Here is a 24488-nt window from a genome sequence, read left to right as displayed (position 1 = left end):
TGGTTAAGATACCAAGACCGTAGCGCTGTTGATGAAAAAACAGAACATTTCCGCTGCTTACCTGTCCAAATCAGGGATTCATTACAGGATTAAGGCATGTTGAACCGGTTTAAAAAGACGCTGCTTGCTGCGCTACTCCCTGCACTGATGTTATCCGGCCCGTTGACCGCCCGTGCGGATATCAGTGATTCGCTGCCGGATATGGGGACCACGGCAGGATCGACCCTGTCGATTAATCAGGAGCTACAGATGGGCGACTTCTACGTCCGCCAGCTCCGCGCCAGTGCCCCGCTGATTAACGATCCTTTGCTGAATCAGTACATCAACCAACTTGGGCAGCGGCTGGTTTCGCATGCGGACGCCGTTAAAACGCCCTTCCACTTTTTCCTGATTCAGAACGATGAGCTCAACGCCTTCGCCTTCTTTGGTGGCAATGTGGTGTTGCATGCGGCCCTGTTCCGTTTTACGGATAACGAAAGCCAGCTGGCCTCAGTCATGGCCCATGAAATCTCCCACGTCACGCAGCGCCATCTGGCGCGGGCAATGGAAGATCAAAAACGTAATGCACCGCTCACCTGGGTGGGCGCGCTGGGTTCAATTTTACTGGCGATGGCCAGCCCACAAATGGGCATGGCCGCATTGACCGGTACGCTGGCCGGTACCCAACAGGGGATTATCAGCTTTACCCAAAATAATGAACAGGAAGCCGATCGCATCGGTATACAGGTTTTACAGCGTGCCGGTTTTGACCCGCAAGCCATGCCCAACTTTCTGCAAAAACTGGCCGATCAGAGCCGCTTTTCTTCGAAGCCTCCGGAAATCCTGTTAACCCATCCCCTGCCTGACAGCCGTCTTGCCGATGCGCGCAACCGTGCGAACCAGATGCGTCCGGTGGTGGTGCAGTCGTCTCAAGACTTTTATCTGGCCAAAGTGCGGTCATTAGGCATGTATTCGACCGGCCGTAACCAGTTAACTGACGAACTGCTTACGCAATATGCTAACGGTAATTCCCGCGAACAGCTGGCCTCGCAGTACGGTAAAGCCGTGCAGTTCCTGCAGGCTAAAAGCTTTGGTGAGGCGAAAAGGATCGTGGCACCGTTACTGGCGAAACAACCTGAAAATGTCTGGCTGCTGGACCTGATGACTGACATTGATATCGGCCTGAATCAGCCTCAGCAGGCGATAGCGATGCTGACCGCGACCCAGGCGTCAAAAACCAGCCCGGTCGTCCAGTTGAACCTCGCTAATGCCTATGTGGAAGCGAAACAGCCGGCGAACGCCAGCCGTATTCTCAACCGCTACACCTGGACTCATAAAGACGATACCAACGGATGGGACCTGCTGGCCCAGGCTTCCGCGCAGCAGGGGCTGACAGATGAGGAGCTCTTTGCCCGCGCCGAAAGTCTGGCGCTGAGCGGTCAGCTGGATCAGGCCATTAGCGCCCTGAGCCGGGCCAGTTCACTGGTGCCGCTCGGCAGCCTGAAACAGGCCCGTTACGATGCCCGCATCGACCAGCTACGCCAGCTCCAGCAACGCTTTAAGCAGTATCAACGAGGATAAACAGTATGGTGACCTTTTATCATAATCCGCGCTGCAGCAAGAGCCGGGAAACCCTGGCGCTGCTCACAGAGCGCGGCATCGCCCCCGAGATCGTGCACTATCTGGACACGCCGCCGGATCGCCAGACGTTACAGATCCTGCTGCAAAAGCTGGGTATGCAAAGTGCCCGTGAGTTAATGCGTCGTAAGGATCCGCTTTATGCGGCGCTGGGGCTGGATCGGCCTGACATCGGGGAAAGCGCGTTGCTGGACGCGCTGCTGGAAAATCCCAAACTGATTGAGCGCCCTATTGTGATCAACGGCGATCGCGCCCGGCTGGGACGTCCGCCAGAGGCGGTACTGGACATCCTTTAAAGGCCAAGGGTTTCTTTTACGAAAGGAATCGTCAGCTTACGCTGGGCGCTAATGGATGCGCTGTCGAGGCGATCCAACGTATCAAACAGCGTGCGCATTTCCCGGTCAAGGCGCTTTAGCAAAAAGCGCCCGACGTCTTCAGGCAGTTCAAATCCCCGTAGTCCTGCGCGCAGCTGTAAAGCCTGCAGTTTATCCTCATCGGAGAGCGGCTGTAACCGATAAATCTGCCCCCAGTCGAGGCGCGATGCCAGATCGGGCAGATGCAGATTGAGCTGACGCGGTGGGCGATCGCCGGTAATAAACAACCGGGTATTGCCGGTTTCCAGAATGCGGTTATAGAGATCGAAAATCGCCATTTCCCAGGCCTCTTCGCCCGCAATGCACTGAATATTATCAATGCAAACCAGCGGCAGTTGCTCCATGCCTTCCAGCACGTCCGGGACAAACCAGGTACGTTTATCGAGCGGCACATAGCCCACGGCTTCGCCGCGTGCAGACATTTCAGCGCAGGCGGCATGCAGCAGATGGCTGCGACCGCCCCCTTCACGAGACCAGAAATAAAGATAGCTGCCATGTTGCTGGCTAAGCGCACCCTTAATCGCGGCAATAAGCGAGGGGTTTTCACCCGGCCAGAAGCTGGCAAAGGTTTCGTCGTCAGGTAAATAGAGTGGCAATGACAATTGTGCCGGCGTGTTCAGAAGCACCTCAGCAAGAGAACAAGCAAGAATCGGGGCAAGTCTATCATAGTTTTTAGCCAGAGATGAATCGGGCATCCCTGCCCGACTTTTGACAGCTGACGGTGGGATTACGACTCGCGGTTGTCTTCCGCATCCAGAATCACTTCTTCAGGACGCAGGAGGGAAATGACGCGAAAAATTAAGGCCAGCGCAACGCCGACCAACGTGGCCAGCGCCATGCCTTTCAGCTCGGCAGCCCCGATATGCACTTTCGCCCCGCTGACGCCAATAATCAGGATAACGGAGGTCAGAATCAGGTTTTGCGCTTTGTTGTAATCCACTTTGGACTCAATCAGGACACGGATACCTGACGCGCCGATAACGCCATACAGCAGCAGGGATACGCCGCCCATCACCGGCACCGGAATCGCCTGAATAGCGGCCGCCAGTTTGCCGACGCAGGAGAGCAAGATCGCGAAAATGGCCGCGCCGCCAATCACCCAGGTACTGTAAACGCGGGTAATCGCCATGACGCCAATGTTTTCGCCGTATGTGGTGTTCGGTGTTGATCCAAAGAACCCGGAAATGACCGTCGATAAGCCATTGGCGAACATGGAACGATGCAGTCCGGGATCGCGCACCAGATCTCTTTTAACGATGTTCGCCGTCACGACCAGATGGCCCACATGCTCGGCAATGACCACCAGAGCGGCGGGCAGAATGGTCAACATGGCAATCCATTCAAAGCGCGGCGTATAAAACGTCGGTAAGGCAAACCAGTGCGCCCGCTCAACGCCGCTCCAGTCCACGATGCCCATGAAGGCGGAAAGCGCGTAACCGGCCAGCACACCGATCAGGATAGGAATGATCGCCATAAATCCACGGAACAAGACCGATCCAAACACGGTAACCGCCAGGGTCACCAGCGAAATCAGCACGGTTGTGCCGTTTGGCGACTGGCCTTCGGCTGGAAGCAGCCCCGCCATATTCGCGGCCACGCCAGCCAGTTCCAGACCAATGACGGCAACGATAGCCCCCATTGCTGCTGGCGGAAACATCACGTCCAGCCAGCCTGTTCCGGCTTTTTTGACGATCAGCGCGACAAGGCAGAACAACACGCCACACAGAATAAAACCGCCCAGCGCCACTTCATAACCCAGCGGCAGCAGGAGCAACACGGGTGAAATAAAGGCAAAGCTGGATCCCAGATAGGCAGGGATTTTCCCCTTACAAATAAACAGATACAGCAGCGTGCCGATGCCGTTAAACAGCAATACCGTCGCCGGATTGATATGGAACAGAATCGGCACCAGCACGGTGGCGCCAAACATGGCGAACAGGTGCTGCAGGCTGAGCGGAATCGTTTGCAGTAATGGCGGCCGTTCGCTAACGCCGATCGCGCGACGAGTCATTAAAAGTCCCCTTGAGTTAATTAACTGTTTTTAGGCAAAAAAAAGCCGACTCTCTGGTCGGCTGATGTATTTCATTGTCTGTCACGACAGAAAAAAGCGGCTCGGCCTGCTTCTGCAGGCTGAAAACAGCGTGATGCATGGCGCCGCGAATTTTCGTCATTACTTGGTGCCGAAGATTTTATCACCGGCATCACCCAGGCCTGGGATGATATAACCCTTGTCGTTAAGACCCTGATCCACAGAAGCGGTGTAAAGTTCCACATCCGGATGCGCTTTTTCCAGCGCGGCAATCCCTTCAGGCGCCGCAACCAGCACCAGCACTTTGATACTGCTGCAGCCCGCTTTCTTTAGCAGGTCTATCGTGGCAATCATTGAGCCGCCCGTGGCCAGCATGGGGTCAACCACCAGTGCCAGGCGCTCTTCGATATTCGAAACCAGTTTCTGGAAGTAAGGCACCGGCTCCAGGGTTTCTTCATCACGGTAGACGCCAACCACGCTGATGCGCGCGCTGGGCACGTGCTCCAGTACGCCTTCCATCATGCCCAGACCGGCTCGCAGAATAGGCACGACGGTGATTTTTTTACCTTTGATTTGATCAACCTGAACCGGGCCATTCCAGCCCTCAATGGTGACCTTTTCGGTTTCCAGATCGGCGGTCGCTTCATAGGTCAGCAGACTGCCGACTTCAGAGGCCAGCTCGCGGAAACGCTTTGTACTGATATCATGCTCACGCATCAGTCCCAGTTTATGTTTGACCAGCGGGTGTTTGACTTCCACGATCTTCATTGTTGTTCTCCCGGAGTGAGTTGAGCTAAAAAAAAATCGCGGGATTATACCGCCTTTTCGCCTCAGTGCCACATGTGCTTGCGCAATCAGAGGCATTTTGTCATGGCAAAGTAAGGATTGATGAAAATCGCCGGGGACGCAATCTGAGACTCGCAAACGTTTGCCTGCACTGGTAGAATTGCCGCGCTTTATATTAAACCACCAACCGCAACTCGCGTGGGGACCTCGCAGTGACCGACAAGACCTCTCTCAGTTACAAAGACGCCGGTGTTGATATTGATGCTGGTAACGCTCTGGTTGACCGTATTAAAGGCGTAGTGAAAAAGACGCGTCGCCCGGAAGTTATGGGTGGACTAGGCGGCTTCGGTGCGCTTTGTGCGCTGCCGCAAAAATACCGTGAACCCGTGCTGGTCTCCGGCACCGACGGCGTAGGCACCAAACTGCGTCTGGCGATGGATCTTAAGCGCCACGATGCCATCGGCATTGATCTGGTCGCGATGTGTGTCAACGATCTGGTGGTACAAGGCGCTGAGCCGCTCTTCTTCCTGGATTACTACGCCACCGGCAAACTGGATGTGGATACCGCGTCGGCGGTCATCACCGGTATCGCCGAGGGTTGCCTGCAGTCAGGCTGCGCACTGGTAGGCGGCGAAACGGCCGAAATGCCGGGTATGTATCATGGCGAAGACTACGACGTGGCCGGCTTCTGCGTTGGCGTCGTTGAGAAATCAGAAATCATTGACGGCAGCAAAGTGCAGGACGGCGATGTCCTGATCGCATTAGGCTCCAGCGGCCCGCACTCCAATGGTTATTCCCTGGTGCGCAAAATTCTGGAAGTCAGCGGGACCGATCCGCAGGTTGAGCAACTCGAAGGCAAACCGCTGGCCGATCATTTGCTGGAACCTACCCGTATTTATGTCAAAAACATTCTGAGCCTGATCGAACAGGTCGATGTGCACGCTATCGCGCATCTCACCGGCGGCGGCTTCTGGGAAAACATTCCACGCGTGCTGCCCGATAACACTCAGGCCGTGATTGACGAAAAAAGCTGGGAATGGCCGGCTGTGTTTAGCTGGATGCAGCAGGCCGGTAACGTCAGCCGTCACGAAATGTACCGTACGTTCAACTGTGGCGTGGGTATGCTGATTGCCCTGAGCCCTGCCGACGCGGATAAAGCCGTTGAACTGATGCGCGCCGCCGGTGAAAATGCCTGGAAAATCGGCGTGATTAAGGCATCAGAAGCGGAAGAGCGTGTGGTCATCACGTCATGAAAAAGCTGGTTGTGCTGATCTCCGGCAACGGAAGTAATCTTCAGTCCATCCTTGACGCCTGTGCAAACGGGCGTATTCACGGCAGCGTCGCTGCCGTGTTCAGTAATAAAGCCTCCGCCTATGGCTTAGTCCGCGCAGAGCGGGCAGGCATTCCGGCTATTGCGCTGGACGCCCGTGACTTTAGCGACCGTGAAAGTTTTGATCGCCAGCTTATGCGAGAGATCGACGCCTGCGCGCCGGATGTTGTGGTGCTGGCAGGATATATGCGCATTTTAAGCCCGGGTTTTGTGGCGCATTATCACGACCGGCTGCTGAATATTCACCCGTCGCTCCTGCCCAAATATCCCGGACTGCATACTCATCGCCAGGCTCTGGAAAATGGCGATGCGGAACATGGCACGTCAGTGCATTTCGTAACGGATGAACTGGACGGTGGTCCGGTGATTCTGCAGGCCAAGGTGCCCGTTTTTGCCGAAGACAGCGAAGCGGACATTACCGAGCGTGTGCAACATCAGGAACATGCCATCTATCCGCTGGTGATTAACTGGTTTGTTGAAGGCCGCCTGGCCATGCGTGAGGGAAAGGCCTGGCTGGATGGTAAGCCGTTACCGCTTCAGGGCTACGCCCACGAGTAACAGGCAGGGAGCCCGGCTCCCTGCCCTTTTCAACCATAGCGCCCGGTGATGTAATCTTCCGTCCGGCGCACCTTCGGCGTCGTGAAAATCCTGTCTGTTGTGTCGAACTCCACCAGCGATCCCTGATGCATAAAGGCCGTGTAATCCGACACACGTGAGGCCTGCTGCATATTATGGGTGACCAGCACCAGCGTGAAGTGCTGTTTCAGGGTGCTCATCAGTTCTTCGATCACCAGCGTTGAAATCGGGTCCAGCGCCGACGTCGGCTCATCCAGTAACAGAACGTCCGGCTCAATCGCAATGGCGCGGGCGATAACCAGCCTCTGCTGCTGCCCCGTGGAGAGCGTCAGGGCATTCTGTGCCAGCTGATCTTTCACTTCTCCCCATAACGCCGCCGCACGGAGTGCGCGTTCACAGGCCTCATTCAGCACCCGTTTGTCACGCACGCCCTGCAAGCGCAATCCGTACACCACGTTTTCGTAGACCGACTTGGGAAAAGGATTGGGTCGCTGAAAAACCATACCGACCCGGCGACGCAGCGCAGAGACATCCTGGGCAGGCCGCATGATCGACTGCTGCTCCAGAAGAATCTCGCCGTCGATGCGGCAGTTATCGATCACGTCATTCATACGATTAAAGCAGCGCAGCAACGTTGATTTGCCGCAGCCGGACGGCCCAATCAGGGCGGTAATACGGTTTTTGGGTAGCTGCAGCGAGATGTCCTGAAGCACCTGGCGCTCACCGTACCAGAGCGACAGGTGATCAACGGTTAGCGCAATATCAGTTTCGGGCATTGTAGTCATCGTCAGTTATTGAGTCATCAGGCGATAGCGTTCACGCAGACGGTGACGCAGGCCCATGGCTAGCAGGTTCAGCAACAGAATAATGAGCACCAGCAGCAGCGCCGTGGCAAACACCAGCGGCCGATCGGCCTCGGTATTGGGGCTTTGAAAGGCTAAATCATAAATCTGAAAGCCCAGATGCATAAATTTTCTGTCGAGGTGCAGATAGGGAAACACCGCATCAACCGGCAATTCCGGTACCATTTTTACCACGCCGACCAGCATCAATGGCGCGGTTTCCCCCGCGGCGCGCGCTACCGCCAGAATCAGCCCGGTTAACATCGCCGGAACCGCCATCGGCAGCACCACGTTCCATAAGGTCTCGGCCTGGGTCGCTCCCAGCGCCAGCGATCCCTGTCTCAGGCTGTTCGGGATGCGCGATAAGCCCTCTTCCGTAGCCACGATCACCACTGGCAGGGTCAGCAGGGCCAGCGTGAGCGATGCCCAGAGCAAGCCCGGCGTACCGAAGGTGGGATTCGGCAGCGCGCTGCTATAGAACAGTCGATCGACCGAACCGCCCACCAGCCAGACAAAGAAGCCCAGTCCGAACACACCATAGACAATGGATGGCACGCCCGCCAGGTTGACCACCGCGATGCGCACCAGTCGGGTCAGGGCATTGCGTCCGGCATATTCATGCAGCCAGACGGCTGCAATCACCCCCAACGGCATGACAACCACGGACATCAGCAGCACCATCAGAACCGTGCCGAAGATGGCGGGGAAAACGCCAAAATCGCTTTCGCCCTCAGCAGGCGAATCACTGACGAAGCGCCACAGTTGGTGGAAGAAGTGCCCTGTTTTTTCTGTCAACGTCATGGCATTGGGCTGCCAGGCGGTCACGATCTGCGACAGCGGGATACTGTGCTCGATACCGTTAACGTCACGCAGAATTAAGGCGTCACGCTGACTTTCCTCTTGCAGGTTGTTCAGCCTGCCATTGAGCTGAATAAGCCGACGCTCAAGTGCAGCCCGATTGGCGTCATATTCTGACTGCGCCTGCAAATCAAACTGCTTTGCCTCACGCTGCTGTTCAGCCTGATCGTCTAGCTGATCCAGTTGCTGATTCAGCCGGGCCATATCAACACGACGGATTTCGCTGGCCTGGCGTACCAGGATCTGCACCTGTTCAAGGCGCTGCTGTAAAAGTGCATTGATGTTTTTAGCCGTCAGCGCTTCATTGTCTTCACGCAGGCCCACAAACCAGCCGTAAGCATTGCCGTGACTGCGGCGCTGTAACACCATAATGTCCTCTGGCTGGCTGACTGCCGGTGTATTCTTGCTGAGCGCAATACGAAAATCCGGTGCGGCCCAGTCACGGTTGCCGGTTTTAATCAAATAGCGATGCAGCGTCGCGTGCGGGTCATCTGCATTGCCAGCCGGGGCCGGATACTGTGACTGCCGCTCAAGGGTTTCACCCAGCAGCCGGGTGTGACTGCCGTCAGGCTGCGTAAAGGTATAGAGCTCAACCTGATGAGGCCAAAAGGTACGCAGCCCCTGCCATCCCAGCAATCCTATCAATAAGGTAAACGCCAACAGGCACACCGTCACAGCACCGGCCGTTAACCAGCGCCAGCGGTCGTTTTGTCGCATCACCGTCATGCCTGCTCCTTGTACTGACTAAAGCGATGACGCAGGCGCTGCCGGATGAGCTCTGCCAGGGTATTAATCATTAACGTAAATATCAGCAACAAAAACGCACTCAGGAACAGAATTCGGTAATGGGCGCTGCCCACGGCCGCTTCAGGCATCTCGATCGCGATGTTGGCGGAAAGCGTACGCAGGCCGCTGAACAAGCCGCCTTCACTTTGCGGCGTATTACCGGTCGCCATTAATAAAATCATGGTTTCGCCGACCGCCCTGCCAAAGCCAATCATCAAGGCGGCAAAAATCCCCGCCGACGCGCCCGGCAGCACAACGCGCGTCAGGGTTTGCCAGGGCGTGGCACCCAGCGCCAGCGATCCTTGTCCCAGCGAGGCAGGCACGCTAAACAGGGCATCTTCAGCCAGGGTAAAAATTAACGGTACCAGCGCAAACCCCATCGCCAGCGCCGCCACCAACAGGTTACGTTGCGCGTAATGCGGTAGCCAGTCGCCGGCATCAGGTACGATCAGGGTCGGCAACCCTAATGTCAGCAGAGTGACACTCAGCAGCACAGGCAGAAGCAACAACACCTCTCGTCCTGGCTGGCGCCAGCGCTCAGGCAGGCGACGGCTCACTGCCCCACAGCCAAGCAGACTGCCGGCAAGCGTCATGGGCAGCAGCAACACGCCCACCAACGCCTGGCCTACGTGCGGCGCTAACCATAATCCGGCGATCAGTCCGATCACCACGCTGGGCAGGGCCCCCATCATCTCAATGGCGGGCTTAACCCAACGACGCAGGCCCGGTGCCATAAACCACGCGGTATACATCGCGGCGGCCAGCGCCAGCGGCGTGGCGAACAGCAGGGCCATACTGGCCGCTTTCAGTGTGCCCACGACCATTGGGATCAGGCTGAATTTCGCCTGGTAGCTGTCGCCGGCATTGGTGGATTGCCAGACCCAGTCGGCCCTGGGATAGTTTTCATACCAGATTTTTTGCCAGAAATTACGCCAGGTCACATCCGGCCAGGGATTCGTCAGCTTCAGCGTTTCCCAGCCTGACTGCCGCTCCAGCAGCAGGCTGTCACCACGGGGGGAGAATTGGGCCTGAAGAATACCCGCAGCCAGCTGGCGTTGCAGGACAGGCCCGTTCTGTTTACTGGCGAACACCTTCAGCATGCCGGTCTGATCAACCGTGGCAAACACTCGCCGCTGTGGCTCACCGATCATCGTGGCCTGTCCGGCGCTGTGCTCAAAGGTCCGGATGCGGTGTAAGCGCAGACCCTGTTGACCCGCGATGGAGAACCACTGAGAAATGCCGCTGTCATCCTGGATCAGCAGGCTTTGCCCGCCAGCCAGTAACAGCAACTGCCGGGGCGGCTGAGCCAGCGTCTGCGTTTCGCGCAGCCATGCTTGCGCGTCATCAATTTGCCAGACCTGCAGCAGGTTACCTTCGGTGGTATACAGCAGGTCGCCTTTGGGCGACAGTAACAGATGCTGAGGTTGCCGGACCGGCAGCGTAATCAGCGACGCCTGCTGGTTGCTGCCCAGCGTCAGTAGGTTTACTCCGGACTCACCGGAGGCGGCGATGCGCCACTGGTCAGGGGTAATCGTGGCCAGCGCCATCTTTTTAATCCCGCCCTGTGGCAGGCGAAACACCTTGTCGCCCAATGGGAAATGCCATTCACCTTCGCCCTGGCTTATCACCGGTTGTAGCAGCGTTAAACTGCCCTGGGCATTAAGCAGCAACGTCTTGTCGTCTGCGCTGGTCACGATCTGCTCCGGCACGGGCGAAAGCCCTAATGCCGGGGCTGCCGGTTGTCCGTTCAGCGGAATAAAGCGCGCCTTTCCGTCGCGGCTGATGCGCCAACCTACGTCGCCCAGATTGCCGATCGCCAGAGCCGGTGCCGAATCCCACAGACGTTGGCTGCTGACGCTTTGCACGCCCGGCGCGCTGAATAACGGCAGGACCACCCAAAGCAGCCAAAAGAACACCAGCATCATCAGCAGCAGAATGGCCGCTCCGCAACACGTGACGAGGCGCCGCGTGAAACGGTCAATAGCACGACGTCGGCGATCGCTAAACTGCACAGGAATATGGTTTACGCTCATGCGGCCCTGGTTATGCGGCAGAAATGAGTCGCTATGTTGCCCGTAGCGGGTTGATAAGACAACTTTTGCTGTTGGACAACCCTGCCATACTCTCGCCATAATGCGGTTGGATACTGTATCGTCGTCAGTCCTGCAACCGTCATACGGAGTGAGAATGGGTCAGGTAAAGCTTTATATCGAAAAAGAAATGAGCTGGTTGTGCTTTAACGAACGTGTTTTGCAGGAAGCGGCAGATAAAAGTAATCCGCTGATTGAACGTATGCGTTTTTTAGGTATTTACTCGAACAACCTCGACGAATTTTACAAGGTACGTTTCGCCGATCTGAAACGCCGTATCCTGATTGGCGAAGAGCAAGGCTCCGCCAGCACGCCACGCCATTTGTTAAAAAAGATCCAACAGCGCGTCCTGAAGTCAGATCAGGAATTTGACGCCCTGTATAACGACCTGCTGCTGGAGATGGCGCGTAATCAAATTTTCCTGATAAACGAACGTCAGCTGTCACCTAACCAGCAAAGCTGGCTGCGCCACTACTTTAAGCATGAGCTGCGTCAGCACATCACGCCGATTTTAATTACTCATGAAACCGATTTAACCGAGTTTCTGAAAGACGATTACACCTACCTGGCGGTTGAAATTATTCGCGGTCAGGATATTCAGTACGCCCTGCTGGAAATTCCATCGGATAAAGTGCCACGCTTCATCAATCTGCCAGCCGAACCGCCACGTCGCCGTAAGCCTATGATCCTGCTCGATAACATCCTGCGGTATTGTCTGGATGATATTTTTAAAGGTTTCTACGACTACGACACGCTCAACGCCTATTCGATGAAAATGACGCGTGATGCGGAGTATGACCTGGTGACAGAAATGGAATCCAGCCTGCTGGAACTCATGTCGTCCAGCCTGAAACAGCGTCTGACCGCTGAACCGGTGCGTTTTGTTTATCAGCGCGACATGCCGGATTCGATGGTGGCGCTGCTGTGCGACAAGCTGTCGATTTCAAATTACGACTCCGTGTTGGCGGGGGGGCGCTACCACAACTTTAAAGATTTTATCGGCTTCCCTAACGTCGGGAAAAACAACCTGGTTAACCGGCCGATGCCGCAAATCCGCCATATTGGCTTTGACGGTTTCCGTAACGGTTTCGATGCCATTCGTAATCGCGACGTGCTGCTTTACTATCCGTACCACACCTTCGAGCATGTTCTTGAACTGCTACGTCAGGCGTCATTCGACCCGAGCGTGCTGGCGATCAAAATCAATATTTACCGCGTCGCCAAGCATTCGCGCATTATGGATGCGATGATTCATGCCGCCTATAACGGGAAAAAAGTGACCGTTGTAGTCGAGCTGCAGGCCCGTTTCGACGAAGAAGCCAATATTTACTGGGCAAAACGCCTGACCGAAGCCGGTGTACACGTTATTTTCTCCGCGCCCGGGCTGAAGATTCACGCCAAGCTGTTTTTGATTTCCCGCCGGGAAGGCGAGGAGATCGTGCGCTACGCCCACATCGGTACGGGTAACTTCAATGAAAAAACGGCTCGTCTTTACACGGACTATTCCCTGTTAACCGCCGATGCGCGTATCACCAATGAAGTGCGCCGGGTCTTCAACTTTATTGAAAATCCCTATCGCCCGGTGACCTTTGACCACTTAATGGTTTCTCCGCAAAACTCGCGTCGCATGTTGTATGATTTGATCGATAACGAAATCGCCAACGCGCAGCAAAAACGCCCGAGTGGGATTACGCTGAAAATTAACAACCTGGTGGACAAAGGGCTGGTGGACAGGCTTTATACCGCATCCAGCGTTGGCGTAAATGTTAATTTACTGGTGCGCGGAATGTGCTCATTGATTCCAGACTTGCCCGGGATAAGTGAAAACATTCGTGTGATTAGTATTGTTGACCGCTTCCTGGAACACGACCGCGTATACATTTTTGAAAACGGTGGTGATAAGAAAGTGTTTCTCTCGTCCGCGGACTGGATGACGCGTAACATTGATTATCGCATCGAAGTGGCCGTGGCAATCCTTGATCCACAGATAAAGCAGCGCATCCTGGACATTATTGCTATTCAGCTTAGCGACACCGTTAAAGCACGTGTTGTGGATAAAGAGCTGACTAACCAGTACGTTCAGCGCGGTAATCGTCGTAAAGTACGGTCGCAGATGGCCATTTACGATTACATTAAGAAGCTGGAACAACCTGAATAACGCCTATGCCTATATCCCAAAAAAGTACGCCGAAACCACAAGAGTTTGCGGCAATTGACCTTGGCTCCAACAGTTTCCACATGGTAATTGCCCGCGTGGTGGATGGCGCTTTGCAGGTTCTGGGGCGTCTGAAGCAACGGGTACATCTGGCCGATGGGCTGGATGCCAAAAATTACCTGAGCGAAGAGGCAATGGAACGTGGGCTGAACTGCCTGGCGCTGTTTGCTGAACGTCTGCAGGGCTTTAACGCCAGCAACGTGACGATCGTGGGCACACATACGTTACGGCAGGCGGTGAATGCCGAAACCTTTTTGCAGCGCGCGGCTGACGTGATTCCTTACCCGATTGAGGTGATTTCCGGTCACGAAGAAGCGCGCCTGATTTTTATGGGCGTTGAACATACGCAGCCGGAAAAAGGCCGTAAGCTGGTCATCGACATCGGTGGCGGTTCAACGGAATTAGTGATCGGTGAAGATTTTGAGCCGCAGCTGGTAGAAAGCCGTCGCATGGGCTGCGTGAGTTTTGCCCAGCTTTATTTTCCCGGCGGTGAAATCAGCGTTGAGAACTTTCGTCGCGCCCGCCTGGCCGCCACGCAGAAGCTGGAAACGCTGGCCTGGCAGTACCGTCTGCACGGCTGGCAATATGCGTTGGGCGCGTCTGGCACCATCAAAGCCGCCTGTGAGGTGCTGCTGGCGATGGGTGAGAAAGAGAAGCTGATTACCCCTGAGCGCCTGACGAAACTGTATGACGAAGTCATTAAGCACAAGTCCTTTGCTGCGCTGAGCCTGCCGGGCCTGTCTGAGGAGCGTAAAAGCGTGTTCGTTCCGGGCCTGGCCATTCTCTGCGGCGTCTTTGACGCGCTGGCTATCCGTGAACTGACGCTGAGTGATGGCGCACTTCGTGAAGGTGTGCTGTACGAAATGGAAGGCCGTTTCCGCCATCGTGATATTCGCAGCCGTACGGCTCAGAGCCTGGCGAATCACTACGCCATCGACAGCGATCAGGCCCGACGCGTCCTGGAGACGACGGAACAGCTTTATCTGCAGTGGCGCGATCAAAATCCCAAACTGGCGAATCCGCAGCTGGCTGCGCTACTGAAATGGGCAGCCATGTTGCATGAGGTGGGGCTGACCATTAATCACAGTGGTTTACAGCGCCATTCAGCCTATATCCTGCAGAACACCAATCTGCCAGGCTTCAATCAGGATCAGCAAATGCTGCTGGCGGCACTGGTCAGATTTCACCGTAAAGCGGTGAAGGTAGATGAGCTGCCGCGCGTGACGCTGTTTAAGAAGAAGCAGTTTTTGCCCCTTATCTTCCTGCTTCGTCTGGGGACCTTGCTGAATAACCAGCGCCAGGCCACGACTCGCCCGGACGCGTTAAAACTCACCTGCGATGACGGTCACTGGACGCTCACTTTTCCGGCAGGCTATTTCAGTCAGAATAACCTGGTGCAACTTGACCTGGAGCGTGAGCAAACCTACTGGGATGAAGTAACCGGCTGGAAACTGATTCTCGCAGAAGCCTGATTGTGCGGGCACTGACTGCCCGCATCACCGAACCGATGACGATGACATTACGAACTGAACATTATTTTGCCGATACCTACGGCTTAACGCCCACCCATTCTGAAGTGGTCGACGCTTTGCCTAAGCTGACGCCCGGCAAAGCGCTTGACCTGGGATGCGGAAGCGGGCGCAACACGCTGTTTCTGAATCAACATGGCTTCGACGTGACGGCCTGGGACCATAATCCGGCAAGCCTGTCACGCCTGAATCAGATTGTTACCGCCGAAGGGCTGACTGGCATTCATACGGCGCAGCAGGATTTAAACCAGGTGCGTTTCAACGGCGCCTACCAGCTGGCGCTCTCTACGGTGGTGATGATGTTTTTAAAGCCGGAAACGATCCCCCAGCTTATTGCCGATATGCAGGCCTGCACCGTGAAAAATGGCTTCAACCTGATTGTTGCCGCCATGAATACCGAGGATGCACCCTGTCCGTCTGACTTCACTTTTGCCTTTAAATCCGGCGAGTTAAGTCATTACTATCGCAACTGGCACATTGTGAAGTACAACGAAAACTGGGGTCAGTTACATCGCAAAGATGAAAATGGCAACCGGATAAACTGCCGGTTTGCGACGCTCCTGGCGCAGAAAGCCAGTTATTAACATTGTTGTATTTTTTTTAAACAGCGGTTGATTTCAGCGGGCGACTGTGACTAAATATTGCTGTCGCCCGTCTTGGGTTTTTACAGGAATTACACTGCGTGAACAGCGCCCTTTCTCCACGAAGACGTAAAAAAAGCGTCAGCATGACGCGGATTGTTTTACTCATCAGTTTTATCATTCTGTTTAGTCGCCTCGTCTTTATCCTGCCCGCGGCTTTCGAGCATCATCAGCAAAAACAAACCGACTCTCCTCCGGCGATCACCACGCTTTCTGACAGCCGTTAATCCTAAGATGTCATAACCTGATTAATCGACGCGCGATCCCCCGCATCAGCGCCATTTTTTACATCCCTTTTACGGTCAAAACGCTACACTTCGTGCAGGTGCTTTCAGACTATAGGGATGCAATGTGTCAGCCTCACACACTCAACGTTTAAGTGAAATTCGTCATCGTATTCTGACGCTGCTGCTCAATGAGCACGATCTGGTGGATGAATTGCTGGATAAAGCCAGCCATCTCACCGCTGAGCAGCAACGTGAAAATGCGTTAAATCATGAAATTCTTCAGCAAGACATCAACCAGCTTCATGCCGCTGACCTTGCCGATATTCTTGAAGCCTTGCCTGAAGAAGCGCGTCTGGCACTCTGGAGCCTGGTACCGGGTGAGAAACGCGGTCATGTGCTGGTTGAAGCCTCTGAAACCGTCTGGGACAGCCTGACCGAAGCGATGAGCGATCGCGCCATCCTGCAGGCTATGGAACCCCTGGACATAGACGATCAGGCCTGGCTGGTACGTTACCTGCCTCGCGACCTCACCGGACGCCTGCTGACCTCACTTGAGCCCAATCTGCGCGCCCGCATCCTGAGCGTAATGCAGTTCGACCGGGATCGTGTGGGTCGGATTATGGACTTCAATATCCTCACGGTGCGCGAGGATGTGACCTTAGCCACAGTGCAGCGCTTTTTGCGTAAAGGCAAAAGCATGCCGGACGGTACAGACAAAATCTTTATCACCAATGAAAACAACCAGCTGCTGGGCGAACTGCTGTTAACCGATATCCTGCTGAACAAACCCAAGACCATGGTCAGCGACGTGATGAATTCGCATCCCACCACGTTTCAGCTTGATGATAAAGCCGAAGATGCAGCCAGTGCCTTTGAACGTTACAACCTGATCTCAGCGGCGGTCACTGACGCACAGGGTAAACTCATCGGTCGCATAACCATTGAAGATGTTGTTGATCTGGTTAACAAAGAGAACGAAAGCAATATCCGAAAAATGGGCGGGATCAGCCAGGAAGAAGATGTTTTCGCGCCGGTGCGCAAATCCGTGCGCAACCGCTGGGCATGGCTGGCAATCAATTTGTGTACGGCATTTATTGCCTCGCGCGTCATTGGTCTGTTTGAAGGCACTATCTCGCAGATTGTCGCCCTTGCTACGCTCATGCCGATTATTGCCGGGATTGGTGGGAACACCGGTAATCAGACCATCACCATGATTGTTCGCGCCCTGGCCCTGCATCAGGTTGAGCCGGGCAACTTTTCGTTCCTGTTTATGCGTGAACTCGGCGTCGCGTTGATTAACGGCTTGTTCTGGGGCGCGATTATGGGCGGAGTGACATGGCTCATGTACGATAACATGGCGCTGGGCGGCGTCATGATGCTGGCGATGGTGCTGAATCTCCTGCTGGCTGCGGTTATGGGCGTCATGGTGCCGCTGGTCATGACGAAAATGAAACGCGATCCCGCCGTGGGCTCAAGCGTCTTGATTACCGCCATCACCGATACGGGTGGTTTCTTTATTTTTCTGGGCCTGGCGACACTCTTTCTGATACCGCACTGATCACGAATGTTGATAACCATAGCGCTGCAGGGATCCCATCACGTTAAGCCGACGCGTCACCTGTGCCAGCTCACAGGTGACCGCAGGCAGTTGGTAGTGATTACGCTGTGCCAGCCACTCCAGCACATCGGCTAAATGCCAGATGGCCGTTTTGCCATCGTGAACCGGCAGCGGAAACTGTTTGCTGTGCGTGACCATCAGTTTACGCATGTTCTGACGGGATACGCCGATAAGATCGGCGACATCAGTTAGGCCGACAAAGTCAGGTGCGGCTTCAACCATGACAGCGCCCGGAATGGCAGACTGCACATCCTCTATCGCACTGCCGAGTGCGTGGCTCGCCGAATCTGCTTTGCGCGTAAACTCCAGTGCCAGCTTACCTGCCATACCGGCACCGACCAGCGCGTCGTCGCATCCTGCCTCCGCCAGTTTTTCCAGTAATGCGTCAATGGATTTGGCTGATTCAGGCAGTTCAAACCGCAGGGTGAAATGATAGTCCGTCATAATCCTTCCCTCTTTTTCCACTCACGGGTGGCCATACAGTTGTCTACCACGCGCCGTAGCGCTTTGGCATGGTTTTGCGCGCTTTTCGGGGTGCGCCAGATACAGGTCAGACAGTATTCACCACAGCGGCACGCCGACAGATTTGCCGGGCAGTACATTTTGCCCCATGCGTGATGGCCTTTAGCAACCACCAGCCATCCATGGAACTCTGCGTAACATAATGCGGCTTCAATCTCTTTGCTGGGATGTCGCTTTCTGACCACCATGGTGCCTATCATTCCTTGTTTTTAATGGGTTGTCAACTGACAACTCACTTATCCTTAATGCGGTAGATGAGCAGCATGGAGGTTGTCGGGCAGCAGGTAAAACAGGTTGCGGCTAAAATGGAAAAGGTTACGCAAAAAATTGTCAGTCTGACGTGACGGGCTAAAATCAATGTCAACAAAGGAGGAAGTATGTTTAAAACTGATGACCTGGTTCAATCGAAAACGGGCGGCCCCAAAATGGTGGTGCTACGTGCCGAAGGGGAAACGCTGTGGTGCGCTCGCGTGGACGATGCTACTCAAAAAGAAATCGAAGTTAACGCGGACAGCGTAAATCTCTACCATGAAGATGGCGATTTTGGCGTTTGTTAAAATGGGTGATGTGACTCAGGCGGACCGTCACGATCAAGACAATCCGAAGTTGGGTTACGCGGCCGCCCAACCTTCGGATAACCTGTTCCGCCTGCCGCGTCATCCATCAAACGGCTGTCAGATTTTATTTTCCTGCAGATTATTGTTTCCTAAACCGCCAATAAAAGGCAGTCTCAGCCGAAACGGCGCAAAGCCTATCCCCACGCTCAGTCCCAAAAGATTCACTTCAACCCCTTCTTCCGCCCCCAGCGTCATGCCCGCGACGCCAAGTATTGATACCTGAACCCCACGACCTGACGGCGGCAAGCCCACGGGGCGCCATAATGGCCGGTAGTCTTTTCCCAGGGCGTTGGCAGGCAGATCAAGCTTGAGATCCGGCACATTGCGACCAATGTGCGCCATAAAAGTATTACTGTTTGGCCCGGGCCAGGCATGATAGGTCGTGGGCCAGGGGTAGGATTTTATGGCGGCTTCAATCTGCGGGATCAGTTTTTGCGCATCCGGGCCACGATGCTCGACCAACAGTCGCGGTTTTGCCCCATACCAGTAGCCGTCAGGCAACGATGAATTACGTCTCACCTTATCGCCGCTCCCCCAGCTAATGACTTCGTAACGTGTATAGCGGCTTTCACCAGCACGTTTAAAGATAATCCACGGATGCACCGCGATAGCGCCTTTCCAGCCGTATGTCGGTGCGGCATAGACCTGAACGATGGCCTGACTGGCGTTGGCCTGTGGATCGGGCGCGACACCGGCCGAATCCCTTCGGGCAGTTGCCCAACCGCCCTGACCGGTGGCATCGCCCCCGCGCGTCGCCTGTGCCAGGCTTGCCGCTAACGACAGTAAAATCACGGTGAGAAAACAGAGACTGAAGATTTTCAGGGTCAGCATCGCGGTTCCTGTAGGTAAGAGATAAGGGATGATTTTGCAATGAAATAGAAAGTTTGTATTCATTAACTATGCTGCGATGTCATCCCGATATTGGTTCATCCTGGTGAGCGGCTGCGGGCTTAGCGCCAGCCGTAATGAAAGGCCGCCGTGACCATCACCTCCCGCGCTGAAAGGCGGGCTAAACAGAATCAGCCAGCCTGAGCGAGATCCGGCTCAGGTTCAGGACGCAAGCAGGAATGCTTCTCGGGCATGCACAGCGGACAGCCGCCTGGGCCGCCCCTGGCTTTGCCCTGCCGTCAGGACACAAGGCGGTGCTGCCCATCCCGAATGCGCGAGCAGCCTTCACGTCAGGCAGGATAAAAACGCATAAGGCGGATAAGAGATTCCACATGCTTTTCATGCCTGGCGATTTCAACGACAGCATAGGTTATCCTGAACTCGTCGTTTGAAAACTAGCCTGTTGTCGCCTTTTCCGCTACACGCTGCAACCACGCGTCATAGCGCTGCTGCGCCTCCGGCGCGACAGGTTGGCTGCGTGAGTTTATCTCACCTTCGATGCCAAATATTTTCCACATCAGCGGCGCGAGTCCTGCAATCACGCTGCTTTGAATGCTCTCCATTCTCAGCAATTCCAGACTGGATGTTTGGTAGCCCGGCAGTGCCTCGGAGTGATAATCGAAAGCTTTGCCCAACCCGGAAAGATACATGATTTTAGCGGCAGTCAGGGATGGCCAGTGACGGACAATATTCAGCGGCCAGTCCAACATGGCGCGCTCATTCCAGACTTCCGAATACGGAACCTGTTGGTTAGCCAGCAACGTCAGCATTAACGATTGCCCCAGCCCGGTCAGATAGACAGGCAACGCGTCAGCCGGAGGGCGTTGATAAAAGGCATCCAGGGGGTGTTCGCGCGTCAGGCCGGCCTGCATCAGTAATTTTTGCTCCAACTTCTGCATCACGTTGCCTAACCCGGCATCCGTTGCCTCTTCAGCTTCGGTCAACTGTTTACTGCGCGTGGTACAGTTCCACAGCGACAACGCAATCTGCCAACGTCGCTGTTCGCCCTCGCCAGTGCAACCAATTTCTCCCGTCACCACATACTTCATGTCAGGCGGCAGGATCGCATAAATATCCTCACCCACCATCGGTTCGCCAGTAAGAACAGGACCGTGGCCCTCCGCCATCAGAAGATAGGTGCACGCTGCATAATCACTCCAGTAATGTACGGCTTCAGCCAGATAGAGCGGAATTGCACGCGACAGTCGGCCAAGCTCATCTTCACGCTGTATGCCCTGGGCTGCGGTGCCATCCGGTATTTTTGATAACGCAAAGAAACCGATCTTCGCTGTCTCTTCGGGTTTTTGGTTAAACAGCCAGTCGGCTTTGCATAAGCCGTAATGCCAAATGGGCTGCGTAACGGATAACGTTGTGATTTTCACATCATCAGGCGCCACCTGCTGAACGGGTTCCGTTTGGCAACGTTTCTCTTCAAACGCTTGACTGTAATAATCAAGATGCTGCTTGAACGGGGCAAAATTCAGTGCATACAGCTGGTTAAGAAGCGTGAGTCCCTGATCCGTCTGCCCTTGCTCAAGGTAAGCCTGCAGTAAATTTATCCCGGCCTTGGGATCGTGCTTTTGAATATCGTAATGGGGTGCCACGAGGGCAATCAGAAGCGGAATCTCGCCATTTTTTCCCAGGTCGCCAGAGATCATATACAGCGCCTCAGCATCGTAGCGTCCGCCCGACAGCACCTCTTCATAAAGCGCACGAGCCTTGTCGGTTTCGTTATGCTCCAGATAAAAACGGGCCATCCAGAGCTGTGCCCGCCAGCTTCCCGGCATCGCGGCAACGCTGCGCAATCCCTCAATGTAAGCGTTCTCGCCTCCGCGCTCGCGCTGAATGCTCACCCACCAGAGTAAGCCGTTATCCAGGTTCGGATCGGTTTGAATAGCCTGCCAGAGCGTCTCATCTGCCCGTTTGTCCTCACCGCGCTCGGCAAACACTTTTGCCAGATTGGTGAGTAAGGTTCCTGTCGCGCCAGATTTATCCATTCCCTCTCGCAGGGTTTGTTCTGCCGCATCCAGGTGGCCGGTTTCCATCAGTACAATGCCGTGAAGGGTATGACTTCGTTCAGGATTACGGTCAATGTCCACCAAGCGCTCCGCTGCCGCAACCAGATCGGACCCAAATCCGTCTTTCAACCCCATCAAAATCGCGTTGTACAACGCGTCTGCATCATCCCAATTCTTTTCCAGATCGGGCAGAAAGACCTTCTCACGCCATTCGTTGCGTGCAATGTGCATTTCCTGTCCATGAGCATCGTAAGCCACAATCATCTCCCGTTCCTGAGCGGGCTCGTCTGGTGCGGTATCAGCGGGTTGGTTTTTATTGCGCAAAGAAGAGAGAAGACGCTTAAACATAGTTAATTCAGTCCTTGAGTTTGAGTCATCAAAAAGCCTGATTGCCCGTCGCTATCATGCCATGAAATGGACACATGCAGGCTGTTTTACACGCTGACAGCGTTGCGGTTCAGAGATGAGTGTAGCGCTCAAAAAAACAACTGGCACGAAATCGATTAACCCGCGGGTAAATCGTAAAAAAATGCCATCCCATACAGACGCCACGCCGCTTCCGGCGCCTTTTCGCCATCAGCAATACGCTCGCTCCAGTTATGAAATTTAAATAGCGCACTATTTAATAGTTTACAACTTAAGGATTACCTGTCATCTTAGCCAAACTAAATAGCACGCTACTTAATCGCAAACACAAGGAAATCAAAATGAACGTGAAACTCACCGCAGGTGCTTTATTGTTAGCCAGCCAGATCACATCAGCATGGGCCAGCCCTGTGGAGAATGCGCCTGAACCTACCGTTGGCGTCGCCGCCTTTCTTAAAGCTCTCAACAGCGGCGGCGGCAAGCCCATCGAGACCTTAACGCCGAAAGAAGCACGCGCAGTGCTCACCGGCGCGCAGCAAGGCGCCGCGCTGCCGCCCGCACTGATTTCTGAAAAAACCATCACAGCATTGGGCAAACCACTCAAACTGACGATTGTTAAACCCCAACACGCAACCGGCGTGCTCCCGGTATTCATGTTCTTCCACGGTGGCGGCTGGGTGCTGGGTGACTTCCCAACGCACGAACGTCTGGTGCGAGACCTTGTGAACGAATCCGGCGCTGCGGCGGTATTTGTGAATTACGAGCCCTCACCCGAAGCCCATTATCCGGTCGCGATTACCCAGGCTTATGAAGCGACAAAATGGGTAGCCGAGCACGGTGCGGAAATTGGCGTTGACGGTAAGCGCCTGGCGCTGGTCGGTAACAGCGTGGGAGGCAACATGGTGGCCGCCGTCGCGCTGCAGGCCAAACAACATAAAACCCCGGCGATTCGTTACGATGTGATGCTGTGGCCCGTTACCGATGCTCATTTTGATGATGGGTCTTATCATCAATTCGCCAATGGCTACTTCCTGACGCGAAACATGATGAAGTGGTTCTGGGATAACTACACCACGTCAGATAAAGATCGGAATAACATTCTGGCTTCTCCGCTGCGTGCCACTGAGGCGCAACTGGCCGGTTTGCCGCCTACGCTGATCCAGACTGCCGAACTCGACGTGCTGCGCGATGAAGGTGAAGCCTTTGGTCGCAAGCTGGATGCCGCCGGTGTGCCGGTAACGGTGACCCGCTACAATGGCATGATCCACGACTTCGGTTTACTGAATGCATTAAGTAAAGAGCCTACGGTGCGCACGGCGATTAGCCAGGCATCTGCGGAACTTAAGGCGCATCTGAAATAAAAAAACGCGTCTTGATCCGTGAAGACCGATCTCCGCCAGAACCCTGGCGGAGTCATAAAACCAGTCACTTTTGCTGACTGGTTTTTATGGCTGCGGTAAGCAGGCACCTGCATTTTAATGACTATGCTCAATCTGAACATTCATCCAGCTTGTCTGTAGTCGTCACCTTGTGACGCACGTAACATTTCCCTTACTGCCCTCGTTAATCGAAAGTAAACATCGTTGCTTCTGAAGAGCCGATAACGTCTTGATTACCTGAATCGAATCATAAATAAAAATTAATTATTTTTTGCCCCCTGCCGATAACTCGCACGTATTTCTGACAGAGAGGATCATCTTTGCGGGGGTACGTTTTGGCTAAAAACTTCGGGGGATTTCTTCCTCATTTTTTCGTTTAACAAGGAACTCAAATGAAAAACCGCTCTCTTCTGGTCGCCGCTGTTGCCGCTTCGTGTTTGATGCTTACGGGATGTGGTGCGATGAGCACCGCAATCAAAAAACGTAATCTTGAAGTAAAAACACAAATGAGCCAGACCGTGTGGTTGGAGCCCGCCAGTGAAAAAACAGTCTGGATACAAGTCCGCAACACATCAGACAAGGATATGAGCGACTTGCAGACGCTTTTATCACAAGATCTGCGTGCCAAGGGCTACAGCATTACTTCCAGCCCAGACAGCGCATACTACTGGATTCAGGCAAACATTTTAAAAGCAGAGAAAATGGATTTGCGTCAGTCTCAGGGATTTCTGACAAGTGGCTATGAAGGCGCAGCAACAGGCGCCGCTTTAGGTGCCGGTATCTCGGCTTACAATGGCAACTCGGGCGGTGCCGTACTTGGCATAGGTCTGGCCGCAGGCCTGGCCGGATTAGCTGCCGACGCACTGGTGGAAGATGTAAACTTTACCATGGTGACTGATTTACAAATTTCCGAGCGTAATAAATCAGCAGTCACGACTGACAATATTTCAGCATTGCGCCAGGGTACATCCGGAATCAAACTCCAGACCAGCAGCGAACAAGGCAATCGCATGAAATACCAGACGCGTGTGGTATCAAATGCAAACAAAGTAAACCTGAAATTTGAAGAAGCTAAGCCTGTATTAGAAGCACAACTGGCAAAATCTGTTGCTGGCATCATGTAACTGACGCATGACAAGCATTTGTGCAGCCTGTAGCTCAAACGGATTATTGTTTTCAT

Annotated in this window: 22 protein-coding genes; 12 read left to right on the top strand and 10 right to left on the bottom strand. The window is 54.4% G+C overall.

All coding sequences use genetic code 11. The annotated features are described in order from the left end of the window. Positions 1 to 96 precede the first annotated feature (96 nt). Together GKC68_RS06435 and arsC are read left to right on the top strand one after the other, a co-directional pair. The gene (locus GKC68_RS06435) at positions 97 to 1560 is read left to right on the top strand and encodes a M48 family metallopeptidase (protein WP_014594290.1); all 1464 of its coding nucleotides are present in this window, start codon (positions 97 to 99) and stop codon (positions 1558 to 1560) included. Positions 1561 to 1565: 5 nt separating this feature from the next. Beyond that, positions 1566 to 1913 (top strand): arsenate reductase (glutaredoxin), encoded by a 348-nt coding sequence (arsC, locus tag GKC68_RS06430; RefSeq protein ID WP_028725153.1) that lies wholly within the window; start codon positions 1566 to 1568, stop codon positions 1911 to 1913. Here arsC and hda read toward each other — a convergent pair. The 3 genes from hda to upp all read right to left on the bottom strand — a co-directional run bounded on the left by hda (position 1910) and on the right by upp (position 4788). Continuing rightward, entirely contained in the window at positions 1910 to 2617 is a 708-nt protein-coding gene (gene hda / locus GKC68_RS06425; protein ID WP_026021027.1) for a DnaA inactivator Hda, read from the bottom strand. The two genes, arsC and hda, sit on opposite strands and share 4 nt — an antisense overlap. A 101-nt stretch (positions 2618 to 2718) precedes the next feature. Further along, the gene (uraA, locus tag GKC68_RS06420; RefSeq protein WP_028725154.1) at positions 2719 to 4002 is read right to left on the bottom strand and encodes a uracil permease; all 1284 of its coding nucleotides are present in this window, start codon (positions 4000 to 4002) and stop codon (positions 2719 to 2721) included. A gap of 159 nt (positions 4003 to 4161) precedes the next feature. Then, a complete protein-coding gene (gene upp, locus GKC68_RS06415) occupies positions 4162 to 4788 on the bottom strand; it encodes a uracil phosphoribosyltransferase (protein WP_013026702.1) in 627 nt (208 codons plus the stop codon). Positions 4789 to 5018: 230 nt separating this feature from the next. Between upp and purM the strand changes: the two genes are divergently transcribed. Both purM and purN read left to right on the top strand, forming a co-directional pair. Then, positions 5019 to 6059: a phosphoribosylformylglycinamidine cyclo-ligase gene (gene purM / locus GKC68_RS06410; RefSeq protein ID WP_013026703.1), complete on the top strand. Its 1041-nt coding sequence runs from the start codon at positions 5019 to 5021 to the stop codon at positions 6057 to 6059. Continuing rightward, the gene (gene purN / locus GKC68_RS06405; protein ID WP_013026704.1) at positions 6056 to 6694 is read left to right on the top strand and encodes a phosphoribosylglycinamide formyltransferase; all 639 of its coding nucleotides are present in this window, start codon (positions 6056 to 6058) and stop codon (positions 6692 to 6694) included. The genes purM and purN overlap by 4 nt, the downstream gene beginning before the upstream one ends. 29 nt (positions 6695 to 6723) lie before the next feature. Here the strand turns inward: purN and pstB are convergent, their stop codons facing one another. From pstB to GKC68_RS06390, 3 genes are read right to left on the bottom strand one after another with little or no spacing between them, the layout of a single operon-like run. Beyond that, positions 6724 to 7497, bottom strand: a complete 774-nt coding sequence (gene pstB, locus GKC68_RS06400; RefSeq protein WP_028725157.1) for a phosphate ABC transporter ATP-binding protein PstB — start codon at positions 7495 to 7497, stop codon at positions 6724 to 6726. A 6-nt stretch (positions 7498 to 7503) separates the two neighbouring features. After that, positions 7504 to 9138, bottom strand: a complete 1635-nt coding sequence (gene pstA, locus GKC68_RS06395; protein WP_342656684.1) for a phosphate ABC transporter permease PstA — start codon at positions 9136 to 9138, stop codon at positions 7504 to 7506. After that, positions 9135 to 11231 carry an ABC transporter permease subunit gene (locus GKC68_RS06390; RefSeq protein WP_342656683.1) on the bottom strand — a complete coding sequence of 699 codons (2097 nt, stop codon included), beginning with the start codon at positions 11229 to 11231 and terminating at the stop codon, positions 9135 to 9137. The genes pstA and GKC68_RS06390 overlap by 4 nt, the downstream gene beginning before the upstream one ends. A 154-nt stretch (positions 11232 to 11385) precedes the next feature. Here GKC68_RS06390 and ppk1 point away from each other — a divergent pair, with 154 nt between their 5' ends. From ppk1 to mgtE, 5 genes are all read left to right on the top strand, one after another. Beyond that, positions 11386 to 13446, top strand: coding sequence for a polyphosphate kinase 1 (gene ppk1, locus GKC68_RS06385; protein ID WP_028725160.1), 2061 nt, complete (start codon positions 11386 to 11388; stop codon positions 13444 to 13446). 5 nt (positions 13447 to 13451) lie between these two features. Beyond that, the gene (gene ppx / locus GKC68_RS06380; protein ID WP_014594297.1) at positions 13452 to 14975 is read left to right on the top strand and encodes an exopolyphosphatase; all 1524 of its coding nucleotides are present in this window, start codon (positions 13452 to 13454) and stop codon (positions 14973 to 14975) included. 41 nt (positions 14976 to 15016) lie between these two features. Next, positions 15017 to 15616 (top strand): tellurite resistance methyltransferase TehB, encoded by a 600-nt coding sequence (gene tehB / locus GKC68_RS06375; protein ID WP_241018773.1) that lies wholly within the window; start codon positions 15017 to 15019, stop codon positions 15614 to 15616. 98 nt (positions 15617 to 15714) lie between these two features. Next, positions 15715 to 15900, top strand: a complete 186-nt coding sequence (locus GKC68_RS06370) for a YfgG family protein (protein ID WP_013026711.1) — start codon at positions 15715 to 15717, stop codon at positions 15898 to 15900. A gap of 124 nt (positions 15901 to 16024) precedes the next feature. Continuing rightward, positions 16025 to 17458, top strand: coding sequence for a magnesium transporter (gene mgtE, locus GKC68_RS06365; RefSeq protein WP_028725162.1), 1434 nt, complete (start codon positions 16025 to 16027; stop codon positions 17456 to 17458). On the opposite strand, the gene GKC68_RS06360 is transcribed toward mgtE, so the two are convergent. Together GKC68_RS06360 and GKC68_RS06355 are read right to left on the bottom strand one after the other, a co-directional pair. Then, positions 17459 to 17962, bottom strand: a complete 504-nt coding sequence (locus GKC68_RS06360) for a DNA-binding protein (RefSeq protein WP_042678109.1) — start codon at positions 17960 to 17962, stop codon at positions 17459 to 17461. Further along, positions 17959 to 18228, bottom strand: a complete 270-nt coding sequence (locus GKC68_RS06355) for a hypothetical protein (RefSeq protein ID WP_028725164.1) — start codon at positions 18226 to 18228, stop codon at positions 17959 to 17961. Before GKC68_RS06355 ends, GKC68_RS06360 begins: the two co-directional genes overlap by 4 nt. Positions 18229 to 18417: 189 nt before the next feature. On the opposite strand from GKC68_RS06355, the gene GKC68_RS06350 reads away from it, so the two are divergent. Beyond that, positions 18418 to 18597: a hypothetical protein gene (locus tag GKC68_RS06350; protein ID WP_013026715.1), complete on the top strand. Its 180-nt coding sequence runs from the start codon at positions 18418 to 18420 to the stop codon at positions 18595 to 18597. Positions 18598 to 18714: 117 nt separating this feature from the next. Here the strand turns inward: GKC68_RS06350 and GKC68_RS06345 are convergent, their stop codons facing one another. Then, positions 18715 to 19488 (bottom strand): DUF3750 domain-containing protein, encoded by a 774-nt coding sequence (locus GKC68_RS06345; protein WP_058706593.1) that lies wholly within the window; start codon positions 19486 to 19488, stop codon positions 18715 to 18717. A 452-nt stretch (positions 19489 to 19940) separates the two neighbouring features. Continuing rightward, entirely contained in the window at positions 19941 to 21911 is a 1971-nt protein-coding gene (locus GKC68_RS06340; RefSeq protein WP_342656682.1) for a tetratricopeptide repeat protein, read from the bottom strand. 359 nt (positions 21912 to 22270) lie between these two features. On the opposite strand from GKC68_RS06340, the gene GKC68_RS06335 reads away from it, so the two are divergent. Continuing rightward, entirely contained in the window at positions 22271 to 23290 is a 1020-nt protein-coding gene (locus GKC68_RS06335) for an alpha/beta hydrolase (protein WP_342656681.1), read from the top strand. Positions 23291 to 23700: 410 nt separating this feature from the next. Then, positions 23701 to 24432: a complement resistance protein TraT gene (gene traT / locus GKC68_RS06330; protein WP_058706589.1), complete on the top strand. Its 732-nt coding sequence runs from the start codon at positions 23701 to 23703 to the stop codon at positions 24430 to 24432. The last annotated feature ends 56 nt before the right edge of the window (positions 24433 to 24488 follow it).

The sequence above is a fragment of the Pantoea sp. RSPAM1 genome (genome assembly GCF_038816185.1).
Lineage (GTDB): Bacteria > Pseudomonadota > Gammaproteobacteria > Enterobacterales > Enterobacteriaceae > Pantoea > Pantoea ananatis.
Note: the sequence above shows the minus strand (reverse complement) of the source record. Positions and strands in the feature narration are given on the sequence as shown.

Bases quoted from the DNA above. Each gene is read 5' to 3' on its own strand.
- GKC68_RS06435 (WP_014594290.1), top strand. From the start codon at position 97: ATGTTGAACCGGTTTAAAAAGACGCTGCTTGCTGCGCTACTCCCTGCA.
- arsC (WP_028725153.1), top strand. From the start codon at position 1,566: ATGGTGACCTTTTATCATAATCCGCGCTGCAGCAAGAGCCGGGAAACC.
- uraA (WP_028725154.1), bottom strand. From the start codon at position 4,002: ATGACTCGTCGCGCGATCGGCGTTAGCGAACGGCCGCCATTACTGCAA.
- upp (WP_013026702.1), bottom strand. From the start codon at position 4,788: ATGAAGATCGTGGAAGTCAAACACCCGCTGGTCAAACATAAACTGGGA.
- purN (WP_013026704.1), top strand. From the start codon at position 6,056: ATGAAAAAGCTGGTTGTGCTGATCTCCGGCAACGGAAGTAATCTTCAG.
- pstB (WP_028725157.1), bottom strand. From the start codon at position 7,497: ATGACTACAATGCCCGAAACTGATATTGCGCTAACCGTTGATCACCTG.
- pstA (WP_342656684.1), bottom strand. From the start codon at position 9,138: ATGACGGTGATGCGACAAAACGACCGCTGGCGCTGGTTAACGGCCGGT.
- GKC68_RS06390 (WP_342656683.1), bottom strand. From the start codon at position 11,231: ATGAGCGTAAACCATATTCCTGTGCAGTTTAGCGATCGCCGACGTCGT.
- ppk1 (WP_028725160.1), top strand. From the start codon at position 11,386: ATGGGTCAGGTAAAGCTTTATATCGAAAAAGAAATGAGCTGGTTGTGC.
- ppx (WP_014594297.1), top strand. From the start codon at position 13,452: ATGCCTATATCCCAAAAAAGTACGCCGAAACCACAAGAGTTTGCGGCA.
- tehB (WP_241018773.1), top strand. From the start codon at position 15,017: ATGACATTACGAACTGAACATTATTTTGCCGATACCTACGGCTTAACG.
- GKC68_RS06360 (WP_042678109.1), bottom strand. From the start codon at position 17,962: ATGACGGACTATCATTTCACCCTGCGGTTTGAACTGCCTGAATCAGCC.
- GKC68_RS06355 (WP_028725164.1), bottom strand. From the start codon at position 18,228: ATGGTGGTCAGAAAGCGACATCCCAGCAAAGAGATTGAAGCCGCATTA.
- GKC68_RS06350 (WP_013026715.1), top strand. From the start codon at position 18,418: ATGTTTAAAACTGATGACCTGGTTCAATCGAAAACGGGCGGCCCCAAA.
- GKC68_RS06345 (WP_058706593.1), bottom strand. From the start codon at position 19,488: ATGCTGACCCTGAAAATCTTCAGTCTCTGTTTTCTCACCGTGATTTTA.
- GKC68_RS06340 (WP_342656682.1), bottom strand. From the start codon at position 21,911: ATGTTTAAGCGTCTTCTCTCTTCTTTGCGCAATAAAAACCAACCCGCT.
- GKC68_RS06335 (WP_342656681.1), top strand. From the start codon at position 22,271: ATGAACGTGAAACTCACCGCAGGTGCTTTATTGTTAGCCAGCCAGATC.
- traT (WP_058706589.1), top strand. From the start codon at position 23,701: ATGAAAAACCGCTCTCTTCTGGTCGCCGCTGTTGCCGCTTCGTGTTTG.